The following is a 15,027-nucleotide window of genomic DNA, read 5'->3' as shown; positions in this document are numbered from 1 at the left end:
TCACGCGGCGTGGCGTTGACGCGACGCTGGGTTGTGACGGGTGAGACTGGTGGGACCATGGACACCACCGCAGCCTTCGCCCTCGAGCCCTCCGACGAGCCGGACGTCACCGTCCTGCACCTGGTCGGCACCGATCCCGAGCAGCTGTTCGTCAGCCGGCTGCGGTCCTCGGCGACGCACTTCGCGGCGGCTGCGGGCGCGCAGTCCGCGGTGGTGCGGGAGGCCGTCCCGCCGGCCCGGCACCGCCGCTCGCGCTGCCGGGTGGTCCTGCAGTGGGACGACGGCGCGGAGTCCGACGTGACCTTCCTCGGTCCGGCCCGCCGGCCGGTGGACCCCGAGCGCGGCCCGGCTGCGCTCACCGTCACCACCTCGGGCTTCGACGCCGCCATCCAGCAGTGGCTGACCGAGGGCCGCCCGGAGTCCCCGCTGTGGCTGGTGCCCGACGAGGACTCCCCCGCCGGCACCGCCGTCGACGTCGCGGCCTGGCTGGCCACCTGACCCCTCGGGGCCGCCCCTGGGCGGCCCCGGCCCGTCAGCGGCGGCCGAAGCCCCCGGGACGACGGGCCGGTGACCGGGTACGGGCGTAGCCGTCGACGGTGAGGCCCTCGCCGACCTCGGCACCGGACTCCTCGTCCAGCGGGCGCCCCGACCACAGGCCCCGGCGCACGACCGGCTCGGCACCGGCGGTGTCCGGGGCTCCGTCGTCGGCCTCGGCCGCGGCGTCCTCGTCCTTGCCGTCGGCCTCCAGCGCCTCGCGCACCACCCAGGCCGCGAGGCCCATGCCGTAGCCCTTGCGGGCGAGCATGCCGGTCAGCCGCCGGGTCGCCGTCGCGGTGTCCAGCCGCCGCATGCCGGGCACCTTGCGGGCCACCAGCGCCCGGGCGGTGTCCCACTCGTCCTGCGGGTCGACCGCCTCCAACGCCACCGAGGCGACATCGGGGTCCACGCCCTTGGCCCGCAGCTCGTGCGACAACGCCCGTCGGCTCAACCCGCGGGCGGACTGCCGCGAGCTCACCCACGCCGCCGCGAAGGCCGCGTCGTCGACCAGCCCCACCTCGCTGAACCGGTCGAGGACCGCGGCCGAGACGTCGTCGGGGATGTCCCGGGACGCGAGCAGGTCGGCCAGCTGCTTGCGGCTGCGCGAGGCACCCGTCAGTGCCGTGAGGCAGATCTGCTTCGCGGTCTGCTCGGGGTCCTCGTACACCGGCGGGGGCTCGCCCTCGGCCCGTCGCGGCCGCCCGAAGGAACCGGCCCGACCGCGCGGGGCCGACCGCTGACGGTCGCCCCGCGGCTCGGGGGCGGGGCCGTCGCCGGCCGGATCGGCTGCCTGGTCGGCCGGTGCCGCCGGTCGCGGCTCCTCGACCTCGGCGTCGAGCTGGATCCCCCACTCGCGGCGGGGCTTCTTCTTGCCGGCGCCCCCGGCGCGCGGGCGGCCGCCGAAGCCGCGGGACCCGCCGTCGCCGAAGGACGACCGCCGCTTCGGGCGGGCCCGCTCCCCGGCGCCACCCGCGGCGTCGTCCGGGTCACCGCCGTCCTCGGCGCCGTCGTCGGAGGACGGTGCCTCCGGCGCCGACCGCCGGCGCTCACCACCGCGAGCGGCGGGTCGCGTCGAGCGGGCCGGGCGGCGGGCCACCAGGGAGTCGATGTCCACGACCTCGGCGGCCGGTGCGGCAATGCGCGCCGACTCGTCCAGGTGCGCCATCTCCACCGGCGACGCCGGCAGCACCGTGGTGGTCGGACGGTCGTCGGCCGCGTCGGCCAGGACGCCGCCGTCCTGGCCCCCGCCGGTGCTCTGGATGCCCGCGGTGGCGGCCACCTCGGAGTCGGCCGGCGACACGTCGCCCAGCCCCGAGAAGTCGACGACCTCGGGCTCGGGGGTGACCCCGAGGTCGTCCAGCAGGCCGAAGTCGACCACCTCCGGCGGTGCACCGGCGGACCCGTGGTCAGCCGGCCCGTGGTCGTCGGAGGAGGTCACCGGGCTCAGAAGTCAGCCGGCACGGCGTCGACCGGGGCGTCCAGCCGCGGCCCGATGCCGAGCTTCTCCTTGATCTTCTTCTCGATCTCGTCGGCCAGGTCCGGGTTGTCGCGCAGGAAGCCGCGGGCGTTCTCCTTGCCCTGGCCCAGCTGGTCGCCCTCGTAGGTGTACCAAGCGCCGGACTTGCGGACGAAGCCCTGCTCCACGCCGATGTCGATCAGGCCGCCCTCGCGGCTGAACCCGGTGCCCCAGATGAGGTCGAGCTCGGCCTGCTTGAAGGGTGCGGCGACCTTGTTCTTCACGACCTTGATCCGCACCCGGCTGCCCACGGCGTCGGTACCGGTCTTCAGCGTCTCGATGCGGCGGACGTCCAGCCGGACCGAGGAGTAGAACTTCAGCGCACGCCCACCCGTGGTGACCTCGGGCGAGCCGTAGACCACGCCCACCTTCTCGCGCAGCTGGTTGATGAAGATGCAGGTCGTGCCGGAGTTGCTCAGGGCGCCGGTGATCTTGCGCAGCGCCTGGCTCATGAGGCGGGCCTGCAGACCGACGTGGCTGTCACCCATCTCGCCCTCGATCTCCGCGCGGGGCACCAGGGCGGCCACGGAGTCGATGACGATGAGGTCCAGCGCGCCGGAGCGGATCAGCATGTCCGCGATCTCCAGCGCCTGCTCACCGGTGTCGGGCTGGCTGATCAGCAGGGCGTCGGTGTCGACGCCGATGGCACGGGCGTAGTCGGGGTCCAGCGCGTGCTCGGCGTCGACGAAGGCCACGATGCCGCCGGCCGCCTGGGCGTTGGCCACCGCGTGCAGGGCGACCGTCGTCTTGCCCGAGGCCTCCGGGCCGTAGACCTCGACCACGCGGCCGCGGGGCAGGCCACCGACGCCCAGGGCGATGTCCAGGGCGATGGACCCGGTGGGGATGACCTTCATCGCCACCTCGGGCGAGTCGCCCAGCCGCATGACCGAGCCCTTGCCGAACTGCTTGTCGATCTGGGCCAGGGCCATGTCGAGGGCCTTGTCGCGGTCCAGGGTTGCCATGGTGTCCACCTTCGGTGTCGTCGCTGCGAGTCGCTGTCTGCGGGTCGGTTCCGACGTTAGGACGGGGGTCCGACAAAAACAGGGGGCCGGACGGATCTGTGGATGCGCACCCGGCCTGTGGACAGCAACGGTAGGACGAACACGTGTTCGAAGCCAGCGACACGCCGGAATCCCGGCGTGTCGGACGTCAGCCGCGGGTGTCGTGGGTGGTGCGCGCCTCGTGCACCGCGGGCATGCGGTCCTCGACGAAGGCGATCAGCGACAGCAACCGGGGTGCCAGGTCGGCACCGGCCGGGGTCAGCCGGTACTCCACGTGCGGCGGGATGGCCGACCGGACCTCGCGGTGCACCCACCCGTCCCGCTCGAGGGTCTGCAGGCTCTGCGCCAGCATCTTCTCGCTGACGCCCTGGATGCGCCGACGGAGCTCGCCGAAGCGGTGCGGCGACTCCTGCAGCGCCGAGATCGCGAGCAGCGCCCACTTGCCGGTCACGTGCTCCAGCGCCTCGCGCGACGTGCAGGCCCGGCTGAACACGTCGGGTGCGAAGTCCTCGGGTTCCTGAGCCGGGGACCTGCCGTCGTCTGCCACGCCGACCAGTGTACGTTCTTGTCGAAAGCACTAACCAACAGTTAGTGCCATACGAGGAGGAAGCATGATCACCGTCACCGGAGCCACCGGGCAGCTCGGCCGGCTCGTCGTCACCGGGCTCCTGGAGGCCGGCGTCCCTGCCGCCGAGGTCACCGCGGTCGTCCGCGACGCCTCCCGGGCCGCCGACCTCACCGAGCGCGGGGTCGCGATCGCCGTGGCCGACTACACCGACCCGGCGTCGCTGCGGTCCGCGCTGACCGGGACCGACCGGCTGCTGCTGGTCTCCGGCAGCGAGGTCGGCCAGCGCGTCGCCCAGCACACCAACGTCCTGCAGGCGGCGGCCGCGGCCGGCGTCGGGCTGGTCGTCTACACCTCGGCCCCCAAGGCCGACGACACCACGCTGGTCCTGGCCCCCGAGCACAAGGCCACCGAGGAGGCCATCACGGCCACCGGTCTGCCGGCGGTCGTGCTGCGCAACAACTGGTACTGGGAGAACTACGACGCCCAGGTCCAGCAGGCCGCGGCCTCGGGCCAGCTCGCCGGCAGCTCGGGCACCGGGCGGGCGTGGCCTGCCTCCCGCGCCGACTTCGCCGCCGCAGCCGTCGCCGTCCTCACCGCCGAGCAGCCGCCGCTGGGCGTGCACGAGCTCGGCGGGGACCAGCCGTTCGTGCTCGCGGACCTGGCCGCCGAGGTCGGCCGGCAGACCGGCACCGAGGTGACCTACGCGGACCTGTCGACCGACGACCACCGCGCCGCCCTGCTGGGCGCCGGTCTCGACGAGGGCACCGCCGGCTTCGTCGCCGCGCTGGACGGCAACATCGCCGCCGGCGAGCTCGACGCCGGCCAGGGCGGCATCTCCGCGCTCACCGGCCGGCCGACCCGCAGCCTGGCCGAGTACGTCGCCGAGGTCCTCGGGCGCTGAGCCACCGACGTCCCGGTGCGGGTCAGCGCGCCTTCACCGGGACGTCGAACTCTTCGCAGATCGCCAGCCACACCGTCCGGACCGGCACGCCCGCCTCGATGGCGCCCACGGCGGTCCGGCCCTCGAAGGCAGAGAACACGTGGTCGCGGGCGATCGACTCCCCGCGGAGGTCGCCGAACTGGCTCCGCAGCTGGCCCCAGAACTCCTGCAGTCGCACGTCCCCGACGGTACCCGCGGCTAGCCTGGCGCCATGGTCCCCAGCACCGGTTCGGCCACCTGGGACACCGTCGGCCAGATCGCCCTGGTGTGCCTGCTGGCGGTCTCCCTGCTGCTCATGTGGCGCCGCCGCTAGGGCTCAGAGCCCCATCGAGCGGCCGATGATCTCCTTCATGATCTCGTTGGTGCCGCCGTAGATGGACTGCACCCGGGCGTCCCGCCAGGCCTTCGAGACCGGGTACTCGTTCATGTAGCCGTACCCGCCGTGCAGCTGCAGGCAGCGGTCGGCGGTCCGGTTCTGCAGGTCGCTGCACCACCACTTCGCCTTGGCCGCGTCCACGGCGGTCAGCGTCCCGGCGTCCAGCTGGCGGATGCACTCGTCGACGAAGGTGCGGGCGATGGTGGCCTCGGTGGCGAGCTCGGCGAGCACGAAGCGGCTGTTCTGGAAGCTGCCCACCGGCTTGCCGAACGCCGTGCGGCTGGTGACGTACTCCAGGGTCTGGGCCAGCACGGTCTCGATCGCGGCGACCGCGCCGATCGCGATGGACAGCCGCTCCTGGGGCAGGTTCTCCATCAGGTGCAGGAAACCGCGGTCGGCGGTGCCGAGCAGGTTGGCCGCCGGCACCCGGACGTCGGTGAAGAACAGCTCCGCGGTGTCCTGGGCCTTGAGGCCGACCTTGTCCAGGTTGCGCCCCCGCTCGAAGCCGGGCATGCCGCGCTCCACCACGAGCAGGCTGGTGCCCTTCGACGCGGGTGCGTCGGGGTTCGTGCGGGCCACCACGATGACCAGGTCGGCGTTGATGCCGTTGGTGATGAAGGTCTTCGAGCCGTTGAGCACCCAGTCCTCGCCGTCCCGGCGGGCGGTCGTGGTGATGCCCTGCAGGTCGCTGCCGGTGCCGGGCTCGGTCATCGCGATCGCGGTGATCAGCTCCCCCGAGCAGAAGCCCGGGACCCAGCGGGCCTGCTGCTCCTCGGTGGCCAGGTCGCGCAGGTACGGGCTGACCACGTCGTTGTGCAGGGTGAACCCGACCCCGCTGGCGCCGACCCGGGTCATCTCCTCCGACAGCACGGCCTGGTAGCGGAAGTCGCGGACCCCGCCGCCGCCGAACCGCTCCTCCTGGTCGATGCCCAGGAAGCCCTGCGCACCGCCGGCGGTCCACACCTCGCGCGGCACGATGGAGTCCCGTTCCCACTGGTCGTGGAACGGGGCGATCTCCTTCTCGACGAACGTGCGCACGCTGGCGCGGAAGTCGTCGTGGTCGGCCTCGTACAGGTGGGAGCGCATGCCTGCGACTGTGGCAGACAACACTGACTGTTTCCAGGGCTGTCCTCCGTCGGGCAGGAATGTCGTACCCCTGGGGACACTGGGTGCGTGCCCCCCGCCCCGTCCGCGATCGAGCGGTTCTCCGCGCCCACCCAGGCGTGGTTCACCGGCGCCTTCGACCGGCCCACGGCCGCCCAGGAGGGCGCCTGGACGGCGATCAGCAGCGGCGAGCACGCGCTGGTCGTGGCGCCCACCGGGTCGGGCAAGACGCTGGCGGCGTTCCTCTGGTCGCTGGACCGGCTGGCCGCCACCCCGCTCCCGGAGGAGGAGAAGGCCCGCTGCCGGGTGCTCTACGTGTCCCCGCTCAAGGCGCTGGCCGTCGACGTCGAGCGCAACCTGCGGGCGCCGCTGACCGGCATCGGCCAGGCGGCCGCCCGGCTGGGCCTGCCCCGGCCCGAGATCAGCGTCGGCATCCGGTCCGGCGACACCCCGGCCGACGAGCGTCGCGCCTTCGCCCGCCGGCCCACCGACATCCTCATCACCACGCCCGAGTCGCTCTTCCTGCTGCTCACCAGCCAGGCCCGGGAGGCCCTGCGCGGGGTCGAGACGGTGATCCTCGACGAGGTGCACGCGGTCTGCGGCAGCAAGCGCGGGGCGCACCTGGCCGTGTCGCTCGACCGGCTGGACATGCTGCTGGACAAGCCCGCGCAGCGGATCGGGCTCTCGGCGACGGTGCGGCCGATCGAGGAGGTCGCCACCTTCCTGGCCGGCGGCCGGCCGGTCCAGGTGGTCGCGCCGCCCTCGACCAAGCAGTGGGACCTGTCGGTGGTCGTGCCGGTCGAGGACATGAGCCAGCTCGGCCAGCCGACCGGGGAGATGTCGGGCTCGGCGGCAGGCAACCAGCCCCGGACGTCGATCTGGCCGGCGGTCGAGGAGCGGGTGCTCGACCTCATCGAGGCCCACCGCTCCACCATCGTGTTCGCCAACTCCCGCCGGCTGGCCGAGCGCCTGACCAGCCGGCTCAACGAGCTGGCCTACGAGCGGGCCACCGGGGAGACGGTGCCGGCCGGGGCCGACGCCGCCCAGCTGATGGCGCAGGCGGGCGGTGGGGGCGGGCTGCCGCCGGACGCCAAGCCGGTGGCCAGCGCCCACCACGGCTCGGTGTCCCGCGAGCAGCGCGCGGTGGTGGAGGAGGCGCTGAAGTCCGGCCAGCTGCCGGCCGTGGTCGCCACCTCGTCCCTGGAGCTCGGCATCGACATGGGCGCGGTCGACCTGGTCATCCAGGTGGAGTCCCCGCCGAACGTGGCCGCCGGGCTGCAGCGGGTCGGGCGGGCCGGCCACCAGGTCGGCGCGGTGAGCCGGGGCGTGCTGTTCCCGAAGTTCCGCGGTGACCTGGTGCAGTCGGCGGTGGTGGCCGAGCGGATGAAGGCCGGCCAGATCGAGTCCATCCGCTACCTGCGCAACCCGCTGGACGTGCTGGCCCAGCAGATCGTGGCCATCGTCGCCGAGGAGCCCAAGACCGTCGACGAGGTGGCCGGCGTGCTCCGCCGCTCTGCCGCCTTCGCCTCCCTGCCCGACTCCGCCCTGCACGCGGTGCTCGACATGCTGGCCGGCCGGTACCCCTCCGACGCCTTCGCCGAGCTGCGGCCCCGGCTGACCTGGGACCGGGTCACCGACACGCTCACCGCCCGCCAGGGCGCCCAGCGGTTGGCGGTGACCAGCGGCGGCACCATCCCCGACCGCGGCCTGTTCGGCGTCTTCATCGTCTCCGGCGGCGGCGAGACCGGCGGCCGCCGGGTCGGCGAGCTCGACGAGGAGATGGTCTACGAGTCCCGGGTGGGCGACGTCTTCCTGCTGGGCTCCTCCTCCTGGCGGATCGAGGAGATCACCCACGACCGCGTGCTGGTCACCCCCGCGCCCGGCCAGCCCGGCAAGATGCCGTTCTGGCACGGCGACACCCTGGGCCGCCCGCTGGAGCTGGGCCGCGCGCTGGGCGCGTTCCTCCGCGAGGTCGGCGGGGCGACGCCGGCCGCGGGCCTGGCGCGGGCCAAGGCCGCCGGTCTCGACGACTGGGGTGCGGCCAACCTGCAGGCCTACCTGACCGAGCAGAAGGCGGCCACCGGTCACCTGCCCGACGACCGCACCCTGCTGGTGGAGCGGTTCCGCGACGAGCTCGGGGACTGGCGCCTGGTCGTGCACTCCCCCTTCGGCGCGCAGGTCAACGCTCCCTGGGCGCTGGTGCTGGCCGCCCGGCTGCGCGAGCGCTACGGCGTGGACGTCGCCTCCATGCACGCCGACGACGGCATCGTGCTGCGGCTGCCCGACACCACCGGCGAGCCGCCCGAGGCCGACCTGGCGATCCTGGACCCCGACGACGTGGAGCGGGAGGTCACCGCCGAGGTCGGCAACTCCGCCCTGTTCGCCAGCCGGTTCCGCGAGTGCGCGGCCCGGGCCCTGCTCCTCCCCCGCCGCGACCCCCGCCGGCGCACCCCGCTGTGGCAGCAACGGCAGCGCGCAGCCCAGCTGCTGAGCGTGGCGAGCGAGTTCTCCAGCTTCCCGATCACCCTGGAGGCCGTCCGGGAGGTGCTGCAGGACGTCTACGACGTGCCAGGCCTGGTCGAGCTGATGAGCGACATCCGCTCGCGGCGGGTGCGGGTGGCCGACGTGCAGACCCAGAGCGCCTCGCCGTTCGCCCAGTCGCTGCTGTTCGGCTACGTCGGCCAGTTCATCTACGAGGGCGACGCGCCGCTGGCCGAGCGGCGGGCGCAGGCCCTGGCCCTGGACACCGGCCTGCTGGCCGAGCTGCTGGGCCGCTCGGAGCTGCGCGAGCTCCTCGACGGCGACGCGCTCACCGAGATCGAGGCGGAGCTGCAGCGGCTGCCCACCGACCGGCACCCCCGCGACGTCGACGCCGGCGCCGACCTGCTCCGCGTGGTCGGCGACCTGGCCGCGCCCGAGGCCGCCGCACGGGGCGTGTCCCAGGAGTGGCTCGACGAGCTGGTCGCCGGTCGCCGGGTGATGAAGGTGCGGATCGCCGGCCAGGACCGCTACATCGCCATCGAGGACGCCGGCCGGTTCCGCGACGCGCTGGGCACCGCCCTGCCCGTCGGGGTGCCCGAGGTCTTCACCGAGCCGGTCGCCGACCCGCTGGGCGACCTGGTCGGCCGGTACGCCCGCACGCACGGCCCGTTCGTCCCGGCCGAGGTCGCCGACCGGCTCGGGCTCGGGGTCGCCGTGGTGACCACGACCATCGCGCGGCTGGTGGGCACCGGGCGGGTGGTCACCGGTGAGTTCCGGCCCGGCGGCGTGGGCCAGGAGTGGTGCGACGCCGAGGTGCTGCGCTCCATCCGTCGCCGCAGCCTGGCCAAGCTGCGCCAGGAGGTCGAGCCGGTGCCGACCACCACGCTGGCCCGGTACACGCCGTCCTGGCAGTCGGTCGGCAGCCGCATGCGCGGGGTGGACGGCGTGCTCGCGGTCGTCGAGCAGCTGGCCGGCGCCCTGGTCCCGGCCTCGGCGCTGGAGACCCTGGTGCTGCCCTCGCGGGTGCAGGGCTACCAGCCCGGCATGCTCGACGAGCTGACCAGCGCCGGCGAGGTGCTGTGGGCCGGCGCCGGCGGCCTGTCCGGCGGCGACGGCTGGATCACCCTGGTCCCGGCCGACCTCGCCGCCCTGCTGCTGCCCGAACCACCGCTGGGCGCGCAGGACGAGGGCGGGGTGGGTGCCCAGGTGCTCGAGGAGCTCGCCGGTGGCCAGGCGCTGTTCTTCCGCGGCCTGTCCGACCGGGTGGGTGCCACCGACGACCAGGCCTTCGCCGAGGTGGTCTGGGACCTGGTCTGGGCCGGCGCGCTCACCAACGACACGCTGGCCCCGCTGCGGGCGCGGCTGGCCGGCGGCGGCGCGCACAAGAAGGCGCCCGCCGCGCCGCGCGCCCGGCTGGACCGCACCCGGTACGGCCGCACCCGGGTGGGCCGCCCCGCGATGCCCAGCCGTACCGGCCCCCCGATGGTGGCCGGCCGGTGGTCCCGGCTGCCGGAGCTCGAGTCCAACTCCACCAAGCGCAACAACGCCCGCACCGAGTCGCTGCTCGAGCGGCACGGCGTGCTGACCCGGGGCGCGGTGATGGCCGAGCAGGTGCTGGGCGGGTTCTCCGCGGTCTACCCGATCCTGCGGGCCTACGAGGAGAACGGCCGGGCCCGGCGCGGGTACTTCGTGGAGACCCTCGGCGCCGCCCAGTTCGGCACCCCCGGGTCGGTCGACCGGCTGCGCAGCTTCGCCAGCCCCGACCGCACCCCCACCCCCGCGGTCGTGCTGGCGGCCACCGACCCGGCCAACGTGTACGGCGCGGCCCTGCCCTGGCCCGACCGGGCCGCCGGCGCACCCGGCGACGCGCCCACCGGGGACGGCGCCGACGAGGCGGTCGACCTCGGCGAGGGCACCGCGCCCGGGGTGGCCAAGAAGCGCGGCGCCACCGGCCACCGCGCCGGTCGCAAGGCCGGTGCCCTGGTCGTGCTGGTCGACGGCGAGCTGGTGCTCTACGTCGAGCGCGGCGGCAAGACGCTGCTGTCCTGGACCGAGGACGAGGTGGCCCTCAAGGAGGCCGCCACCGCGCTGTCCAACGCGGTCGCCGCCGGCGCGCTGGGCCGGATGGTCGTGCAGAAGGCCGACGGCGCCTCGGTGCACGAGCCCACCCCGCTGTCGGCCGCGCTGCAGGCAGCCGGGTTCAGCGCGACCCCCCGGGGGCTGCGGTTGCGCGGGTGAGGTCGACCTGTCGACACGTCGACCCGGGCAGCCGCCCGCGGCCGGCTCAGTCGCGGGAGCGGGGCCGCAGCCAGCGGGCCAGCCGACGGGTCAGGAACGGCATGCAGACGTAGCCCAGCGCCAGGACCAGCACCACGGCGTAGAACAGCGCCCGCAGCACCAGCGGCCAGTGCCCGACGTACGGCGCGACGACGGCCTGCACCACCAGCTGCAGCGCGAAGACGACCGCGATGGTCAGCACCGTCAAGCGGGTGCGGGACGGGCCGTCGGCGCGGTCGGGCGCGGTGAAGAAGCTCTCCAGGCCGCTGACCCGGCTGTACCGGGAGCTGTCCACCATCGCCCCGGCCCGGCCCAGCGCGCGGTGCCGCTCCGGGGAGCGCTCCCAGGCCGCCAGCGCCTCGCGGTCGTGGAACCGGTAGACCAGGTGGTACTCCGAGCTGCCCGCCCCCGGCCGCAGCAGCGTCGAGCCCAGGTGACCCGGGAAGGTGGCCGCCAGCGCCATGATGTCCTCGGCCCACGCCTCGAAGGCCGGCACCTGGTCCGGGCGCACCTGCCGGGCCGCGGTCACCGTCACCGGCTGGGTGTCCGGGGAGGCCGGGCGGCGGCGGGGAGGCACCGGGTCAGCCTGCCTCGACGAGGTGCCGCCCGCGAGGTCCTAGCGGCGTGAGCCCGGACGCAGCCAGCGCGCGGACAACCGGGTCAGCACCGGCATGACCACGAAGCGCAGCCCGTTGACGACCACCAGCGCCGAGACCAGCAGCTGGGCCGGCCACGGCCAGTCGGCCACCAGCGGCCCGAGCAGCAGGTGGAAGGAGGAGGTCAGCAGGAACACCCCGAGGACGGTCAGCAGGATCACCCGCCAGGCGGGCGCCGCCGGGGCGGTGCGCCCGAAGAACCCCTCCAGACCCTCGACCCGGGCGAAGCGCTCGTCCTCGACGAGGTCGCCGAGCCGGGCCACGAGTGCGGCACGCTCCGGCGAACGCTCCCAGCCGGCCAGGGAGTCGGCGTCGGCGAACCGGTACACCAGGTGGTACTCGTCGCTGCCCGCACCGGGCCGCAGGGTGGAGGACCCCAGATGACCGGGGAACGTGGCCGCCAGGGCCTGCACGTCGCGGGCCCACTCCTCGAAGGCCTCGCGCCGGTCGGGCCGGACCACGCGGGCCGCGGTGACCGTCACCGGCTGCGGGGCCACCGCGTGGCCGGGGCTCCTCGTCTGCACGGAATGTCTCAGCACTGAGACATCTGGATGTCTTCCGGATGTCGGCGGCCTCACACCGCCGGGCACACCACCTCACCACCGGGGAGGATGGCGACGTGCCCGAGGGAGACACCGTCTGGCTGGCAGCGCAGCGGATGGACACCGCGCTGCACGGCGCGACGCTGACCCGCGGCGAGCTCCGGGTCCCCCAGCTGGCCGCGGTCGACCTCACCGGCGCCACCGTCACCGAGGTGGTGCCGCGCGGCAAGCACATGCTCATCCGCTTCGCCGACGGCCGCACCCTGCGCACGCACTACCGGATGGACGGCAGCTGGCACCTCTACCGCCCGGGCGCGCGGTGGCGGGGTGGGCCGGGGTTCGCCGTCCGCGCGGTCCTGGCCACCCCCGAGTGGGAGTGCGTCGGGTACCGGCTGCACGACATGGCCATGGTGCCGACCAGCCAGGAGGACAGCCTGGTGGGGCACCTGGGCCCCGACGTCCTGGGCCCGGACTGGGACCTGGCCGAGGCGGTCCGCCGGTTGCGCGCCGCACCCGAGCAGCAGGTCGGCGTGGCCATCCTGGACCAGCGCAACCTCGCCGGGATCGGGAACCTCTACAAGGTGGAGAGCCTGTTCCTCTCAGGGGTGAACCCGTGGGCGCGGGTGGCCGACGTCCCGGACCTGCCCGGCCTGGTCGAGCGGGCCCGGACCCTCATGCTGGCCAACCGCGACCGGCCGGAGCAGAGCACCACCGGGGACACCCGGCGCGGCCAGGACCACTGGGTCGCCGGCCGCAAGGGCCGTCCCTGCCGACGCTGCCGGACGACGATCCTGCTCGGCGACCAGGGCCCGGACCTGCAGGAGCGGGTCACCTGGTGGTGCCCCCGCTGCCAGGCCACCCCGGTGCCCGTCGACCCCCGCGCCCGCACCGGCCAGGCAGGCACCGAACCCCGCCGCGCGCGCTACTGACGACGAACGCCCTCCCCGCAGCGCGGGGAGGGCGTTCGTCGGTCGGAGTGCTTCTGCTTACTGCTGGGGCCGCTGGTCGTGCTGCTCGATCGGCTGGGAGACCTGCGGGGCGACCTGGGGGGCACCCTGCTCGATCGCACCGGCGGCCTGCGAACCCGTGACGGCCTGCTGGCCCGCCCCGGCGCCGCCGCCCATGCCGGCCCGGATCTGGGCCAGCCGGGACGCACCGGCGACGTCGAGGGTCGCCTTCTGCACCTCGGCCATGCGGCCCTCGACAGAGTTCTGCGCCAGCTCGGCCTGGCCGAGGGCGTTGGCGTAGCGCCGCTCGATCTTGTCCCGCACCTCGCCCAGGTTCGGGGTGTTGCCCGGCGCGGACAGCTCGTTGACCGACCGCAGCGAGGCCGAGACCTGCTCCTGCATCTTGGCCTGCTCCAGCTGGGAGAGCAGCTTGGTGCGCTCGGCGAGGATGGTCTGCAGCCGCATGCGGCTCTGCTCGACGGCGCCCTTGGCCTGCTCGGCGGCCTGCAGCGCCTCGTCGTGGCTGCGCTTGAGGTCCTCCATGGACTGCTCGGCGCTGACCAGCTGGGTGGCGAACGCCTGCGCGGCCTGCTCGTACTCCCCCGCCTTGGCCGGGTCGGTCGCCCGGGTCTGGTCGGCCAGGGCCAGTGCCTGCTGCGCCGAGGACTGCAGCTGCTCGACCTCGCCCAGCTGCCGGTTGAGCCGCATCTCCAGCTGCCGCTGGTTGCCCAGCACGGCCGCGGCCTGGTTGGCCAGCGACTGGTGGCGCTGCTGCTCGCCCTCGATCGCCTGTGCGATCTGGATCTTCGGGTCGGCGCGCTCGTCGATCTGCGCGTTGGCCGACGCCGTGAGGTACTTCCAGAACTTCACGAACGGGTTGGGCATGGTTCCTCCTGGTCGGGCGCGCCCCGCAGGGCAGGTGCGCACCGCGCGGGCGACGTCGTCGGGACCCATCGTCCCAGTACCAGGGTGCCCGGGGCCACAAGGGCTCCGCGGGAGCGCGCGCCGCTACTGTCCGACCCATGCTGACCGTGCTCGGGGAGCTCGTCGTCGACCTCATCCCGGACCCCTCCGGTGACGCCGGGGCCGAGGGCACCGCACCGCGGTTCGTGGCCCGGCCGGGGGGCAACGCGCTCAACGTGGCGGTCGCCGCCGGGCGCCTGGGCCACCCGGTGCACCTGCTCGCCCGGTTCGGCACCGGTCCCCTGGCGGGCAACCTGCGCCGGCACGCCGAGCTGTCCGGCGTGGACGTCGGCCGCAGCGTGCAGTCCGCCGACCCGGTGAGTCTGGCCGTGGTGGGCCTGGCCGCGGACGGCTCGGCGGACTACGGCTTCCACGTGCTCGGCGCCGCCGACTGGCAGTGGACCGACGCCGAGGTCGCCCAGGCCTGGCCCCAGGGCAGCCAGGCGCTGCACGTCGGGTCGATCTCGTCGTGGACCGCGCCGGGCTGCGGGGCGATCGCCGGGCTGGCGGAGCGGCTGCACGCCGACGGGTCGGCGCTGGTCAGCGTCGACCCCAACATCCGGGTCTCGCTGGCCGAGGGCTTCGGCAACACCGCAGACGACGTCCGGGCCCGGCTGGACCGCCTGCTCGCCGTCGCCGACGTGGTCAAGGTCAGCGCTGAGGACCTGGCCTGGCTCGAGCCCGCCACGACGGACCTGGACGAGGCGGCGCAGCGGTGGGCCGACCGGGGCCCGGGGGTCGTCCTGCTCACCGACGGCGGGGCACCGCTGCGGGTGGCCCGCCCGGGCCGACCACTGCTGCGGCACACGCCGCCGACGGTGACCGTCGCGGACACCGTCGGCGCCGGGGACTCCCTCGCCGCCGGGTTCCTGACCGGCCTGCTGGAGGCCGGGGTCACCACCCGTGCTGCGCTGGACGCCGTCGAGGACGACGTGCTGGCCCGGGTGGTCGCCGACGCGTCGCTGGTGGCGGCGCTGTGCTGCACCAAGGTCGGCGCGGACCCGCCGACCCGGGACGAGCTGGCCGCCGCGCGCGGCTGAGCGCGCACGAGGGCCCCGCACCGTGGCGGATTCCAGGGGTCGTCGCAACACCGCTGGTCAGTAGGCCGGTTGCAGTAGA

The 15,027-nt window shown here is 74.6% G+C and carries 14 protein-coding genes; 6 read left to right on the top strand and 8 right to left on the bottom strand.

Annotated features, from left to right (window positions below; genetic code table 11):
* Window positions 1-57 precede the first annotated feature (57 nt).
* Window positions 58-498, top strand: coding sequence for a hypothetical protein (locus UXQ13_RS20660; RefSeq protein ID WP_225235028.1), 441 nt, complete (start codon window positions 58-60; stop codon window positions 496-498).
* A 34-nt stretch (window positions 499-532) separates the two neighbouring features.
* Here the strand turns inward: UXQ13_RS20660 and UXQ13_RS20655 are convergent, their stop codons facing one another.
* The 3 genes from UXQ13_RS20655 to UXQ13_RS20645 all read right to left on the bottom strand — a co-directional run bounded on the left by UXQ13_RS20655 (window position 533) and on the right by UXQ13_RS20645 (window position 3,601).
* Complete coding sequence (locus UXQ13_RS20655) at window positions 533-1,975, bottom strand: RecX family transcriptional regulator (RefSeq protein ID WP_336392886.1); 1,443 nt, start codon at window positions 1,973-1,975, stop codon at window positions 533-535.
* 5 nt (window positions 1,976-1,980) lie between these two features.
* The gene (recA, locus tag UXQ13_RS20650) at window positions 1,981-3,015 is read right to left on the bottom strand and encodes a recombinase RecA (RefSeq protein WP_091248578.1); all 1,035 of its coding nucleotides are present in this window, start codon (window positions 3,013-3,015) and stop codon (window positions 1,981-1,983) included.
* Between the two features lie 187 nt (window positions 3,016-3,202).
* On the bottom strand, window positions 3,203-3,601 hold the full coding sequence (locus tag UXQ13_RS20645; RefSeq protein ID WP_336392885.1) for a winged helix-turn-helix transcriptional regulator: 399 nt from the start codon (window positions 3,599-3,601) through the stop codon (window positions 3,203-3,205).
* Window positions 3,602-3,665: 64 nt separating this feature from the next.
* Here UXQ13_RS20645 and UXQ13_RS20640 point away from each other — a divergent pair, with 64 nt between their 5' ends.
* Window positions 3,666-4,523, top strand: a complete 858-nt coding sequence (locus UXQ13_RS20640; protein WP_336392884.1) for an NAD(P)H-binding protein — start codon at window positions 3,666-3,668, stop codon at window positions 4,521-4,523.
* Between the two features lie 22 nt (window positions 4,524-4,545).
* Here the strand turns inward: UXQ13_RS20640 and UXQ13_RS20635 are convergent, their stop codons facing one another.
* Window positions 4,546-4,740 (bottom strand): DUF3046 domain-containing protein, encoded by a 195-nt coding sequence (locus UXQ13_RS20635; RefSeq protein ID WP_225235024.1) that lies wholly within the window; start codon window positions 4,738-4,740, stop codon window positions 4,546-4,548.
* A 33-nt stretch (window positions 4,741-4,773) separates the two neighbouring features.
* On the opposite strand from UXQ13_RS20635, the gene UXQ13_RS20630 reads away from it, so the two are divergent.
* Window positions 4,774-4,875 (top strand): LPXTG cell wall anchor domain-containing protein, encoded by a 102-nt coding sequence (locus tag UXQ13_RS20630; RefSeq protein ID WP_336392883.1) that lies wholly within the window; start codon window positions 4,774-4,776, stop codon window positions 4,873-4,875.
* Window positions 4,876-4,878: 3 nt separating this feature from the next.
* Here the strand turns inward: UXQ13_RS20630 and UXQ13_RS20625 are convergent, their stop codons facing one another.
* Complete coding sequence (locus UXQ13_RS20625) at window positions 4,879-6,024, bottom strand: acyl-CoA dehydrogenase family protein (protein WP_336392882.1); 1,146 nt, start codon at window positions 6,022-6,024, stop codon at window positions 4,879-4,881.
* Window positions 6,025-6,111: 87 nt separating this feature from the next.
* Here UXQ13_RS20625 and UXQ13_RS20620 point away from each other — a divergent pair, with 87 nt between their 5' ends.
* Window positions 6,112-10,761 (top strand): ATP-dependent helicase, encoded by a 4,650-nt coding sequence (locus tag UXQ13_RS20620; protein WP_336392881.1) that lies wholly within the window; start codon window positions 6,112-6,114, stop codon window positions 10,759-10,761.
* A 46-nt stretch (window positions 10,762-10,807) separates the two neighbouring features.
* On the opposite strand, the gene UXQ13_RS20615 is transcribed toward UXQ13_RS20620, so the two are convergent.
* A complete protein-coding gene (locus UXQ13_RS20615; protein ID WP_225235021.1) occupies window positions 10,808-11,377 on the bottom strand; it encodes an antibiotic biosynthesis monooxygenase in 570 nt (189 codons plus the stop codon).
* A gap of 39 nt (window positions 11,378-11,416) precedes the next feature.
* Entirely contained in the window at window positions 11,417-11,953 is a 537-nt protein-coding gene (locus UXQ13_RS20610) for an antibiotic biosynthesis monooxygenase (RefSeq protein ID WP_225235020.1), read from the bottom strand.
* Window positions 11,954-12,075: 122 nt separating this feature from the next.
* Between UXQ13_RS20610 and UXQ13_RS20605 the strand changes: the two genes are divergently transcribed.
* Window positions 12,076-12,927 carry a DNA-formamidopyrimidine glycosylase family protein gene (locus UXQ13_RS20605; RefSeq protein ID WP_225235019.1) on the top strand — a complete coding sequence of 284 codons (852 nt, stop codon included), beginning with the start codon at window positions 12,076-12,078 and terminating at the stop codon, window positions 12,925-12,927.
* 57 nt (window positions 12,928-12,984) lie between these two features.
* On the opposite strand, the gene UXQ13_RS20600 is transcribed toward UXQ13_RS20605, so the two are convergent.
* The gene (locus UXQ13_RS20600; protein ID WP_225235018.1) at window positions 12,985-13,830 is read right to left on the bottom strand and encodes a PspA/IM30 family protein; all 846 of its coding nucleotides are present in this window, start codon (window positions 13,828-13,830) and stop codon (window positions 12,985-12,987) included.
* A 137-nt stretch (window positions 13,831-13,967) separates the two neighbouring features.
* Between UXQ13_RS20600 and UXQ13_RS20595 the strand changes: the two genes are divergently transcribed.
* The gene (locus UXQ13_RS20595) at window positions 13,968-14,948 is read left to right on the top strand and encodes a PfkB family carbohydrate kinase (protein WP_225235017.1); all 981 of its coding nucleotides are present in this window, start codon (window positions 13,968-13,970) and stop codon (window positions 14,946-14,948) included.
* Window positions 14,949-15,027: the final 79 nt, after the last annotated feature.

Origin of the sequence: Klenkia terrae (genome assembly GCF_037083865.1) — a bacterium.
Taxonomy (GTDB): Bacteria; Actinomycetota; Actinomycetes; order Mycobacteriales; family Geodermatophilaceae; genus Klenkia; species Klenkia terrae.
Note: the sequence above shows the minus strand (reverse complement) of the source record. Positions and strands in the feature narration are given on the sequence as shown.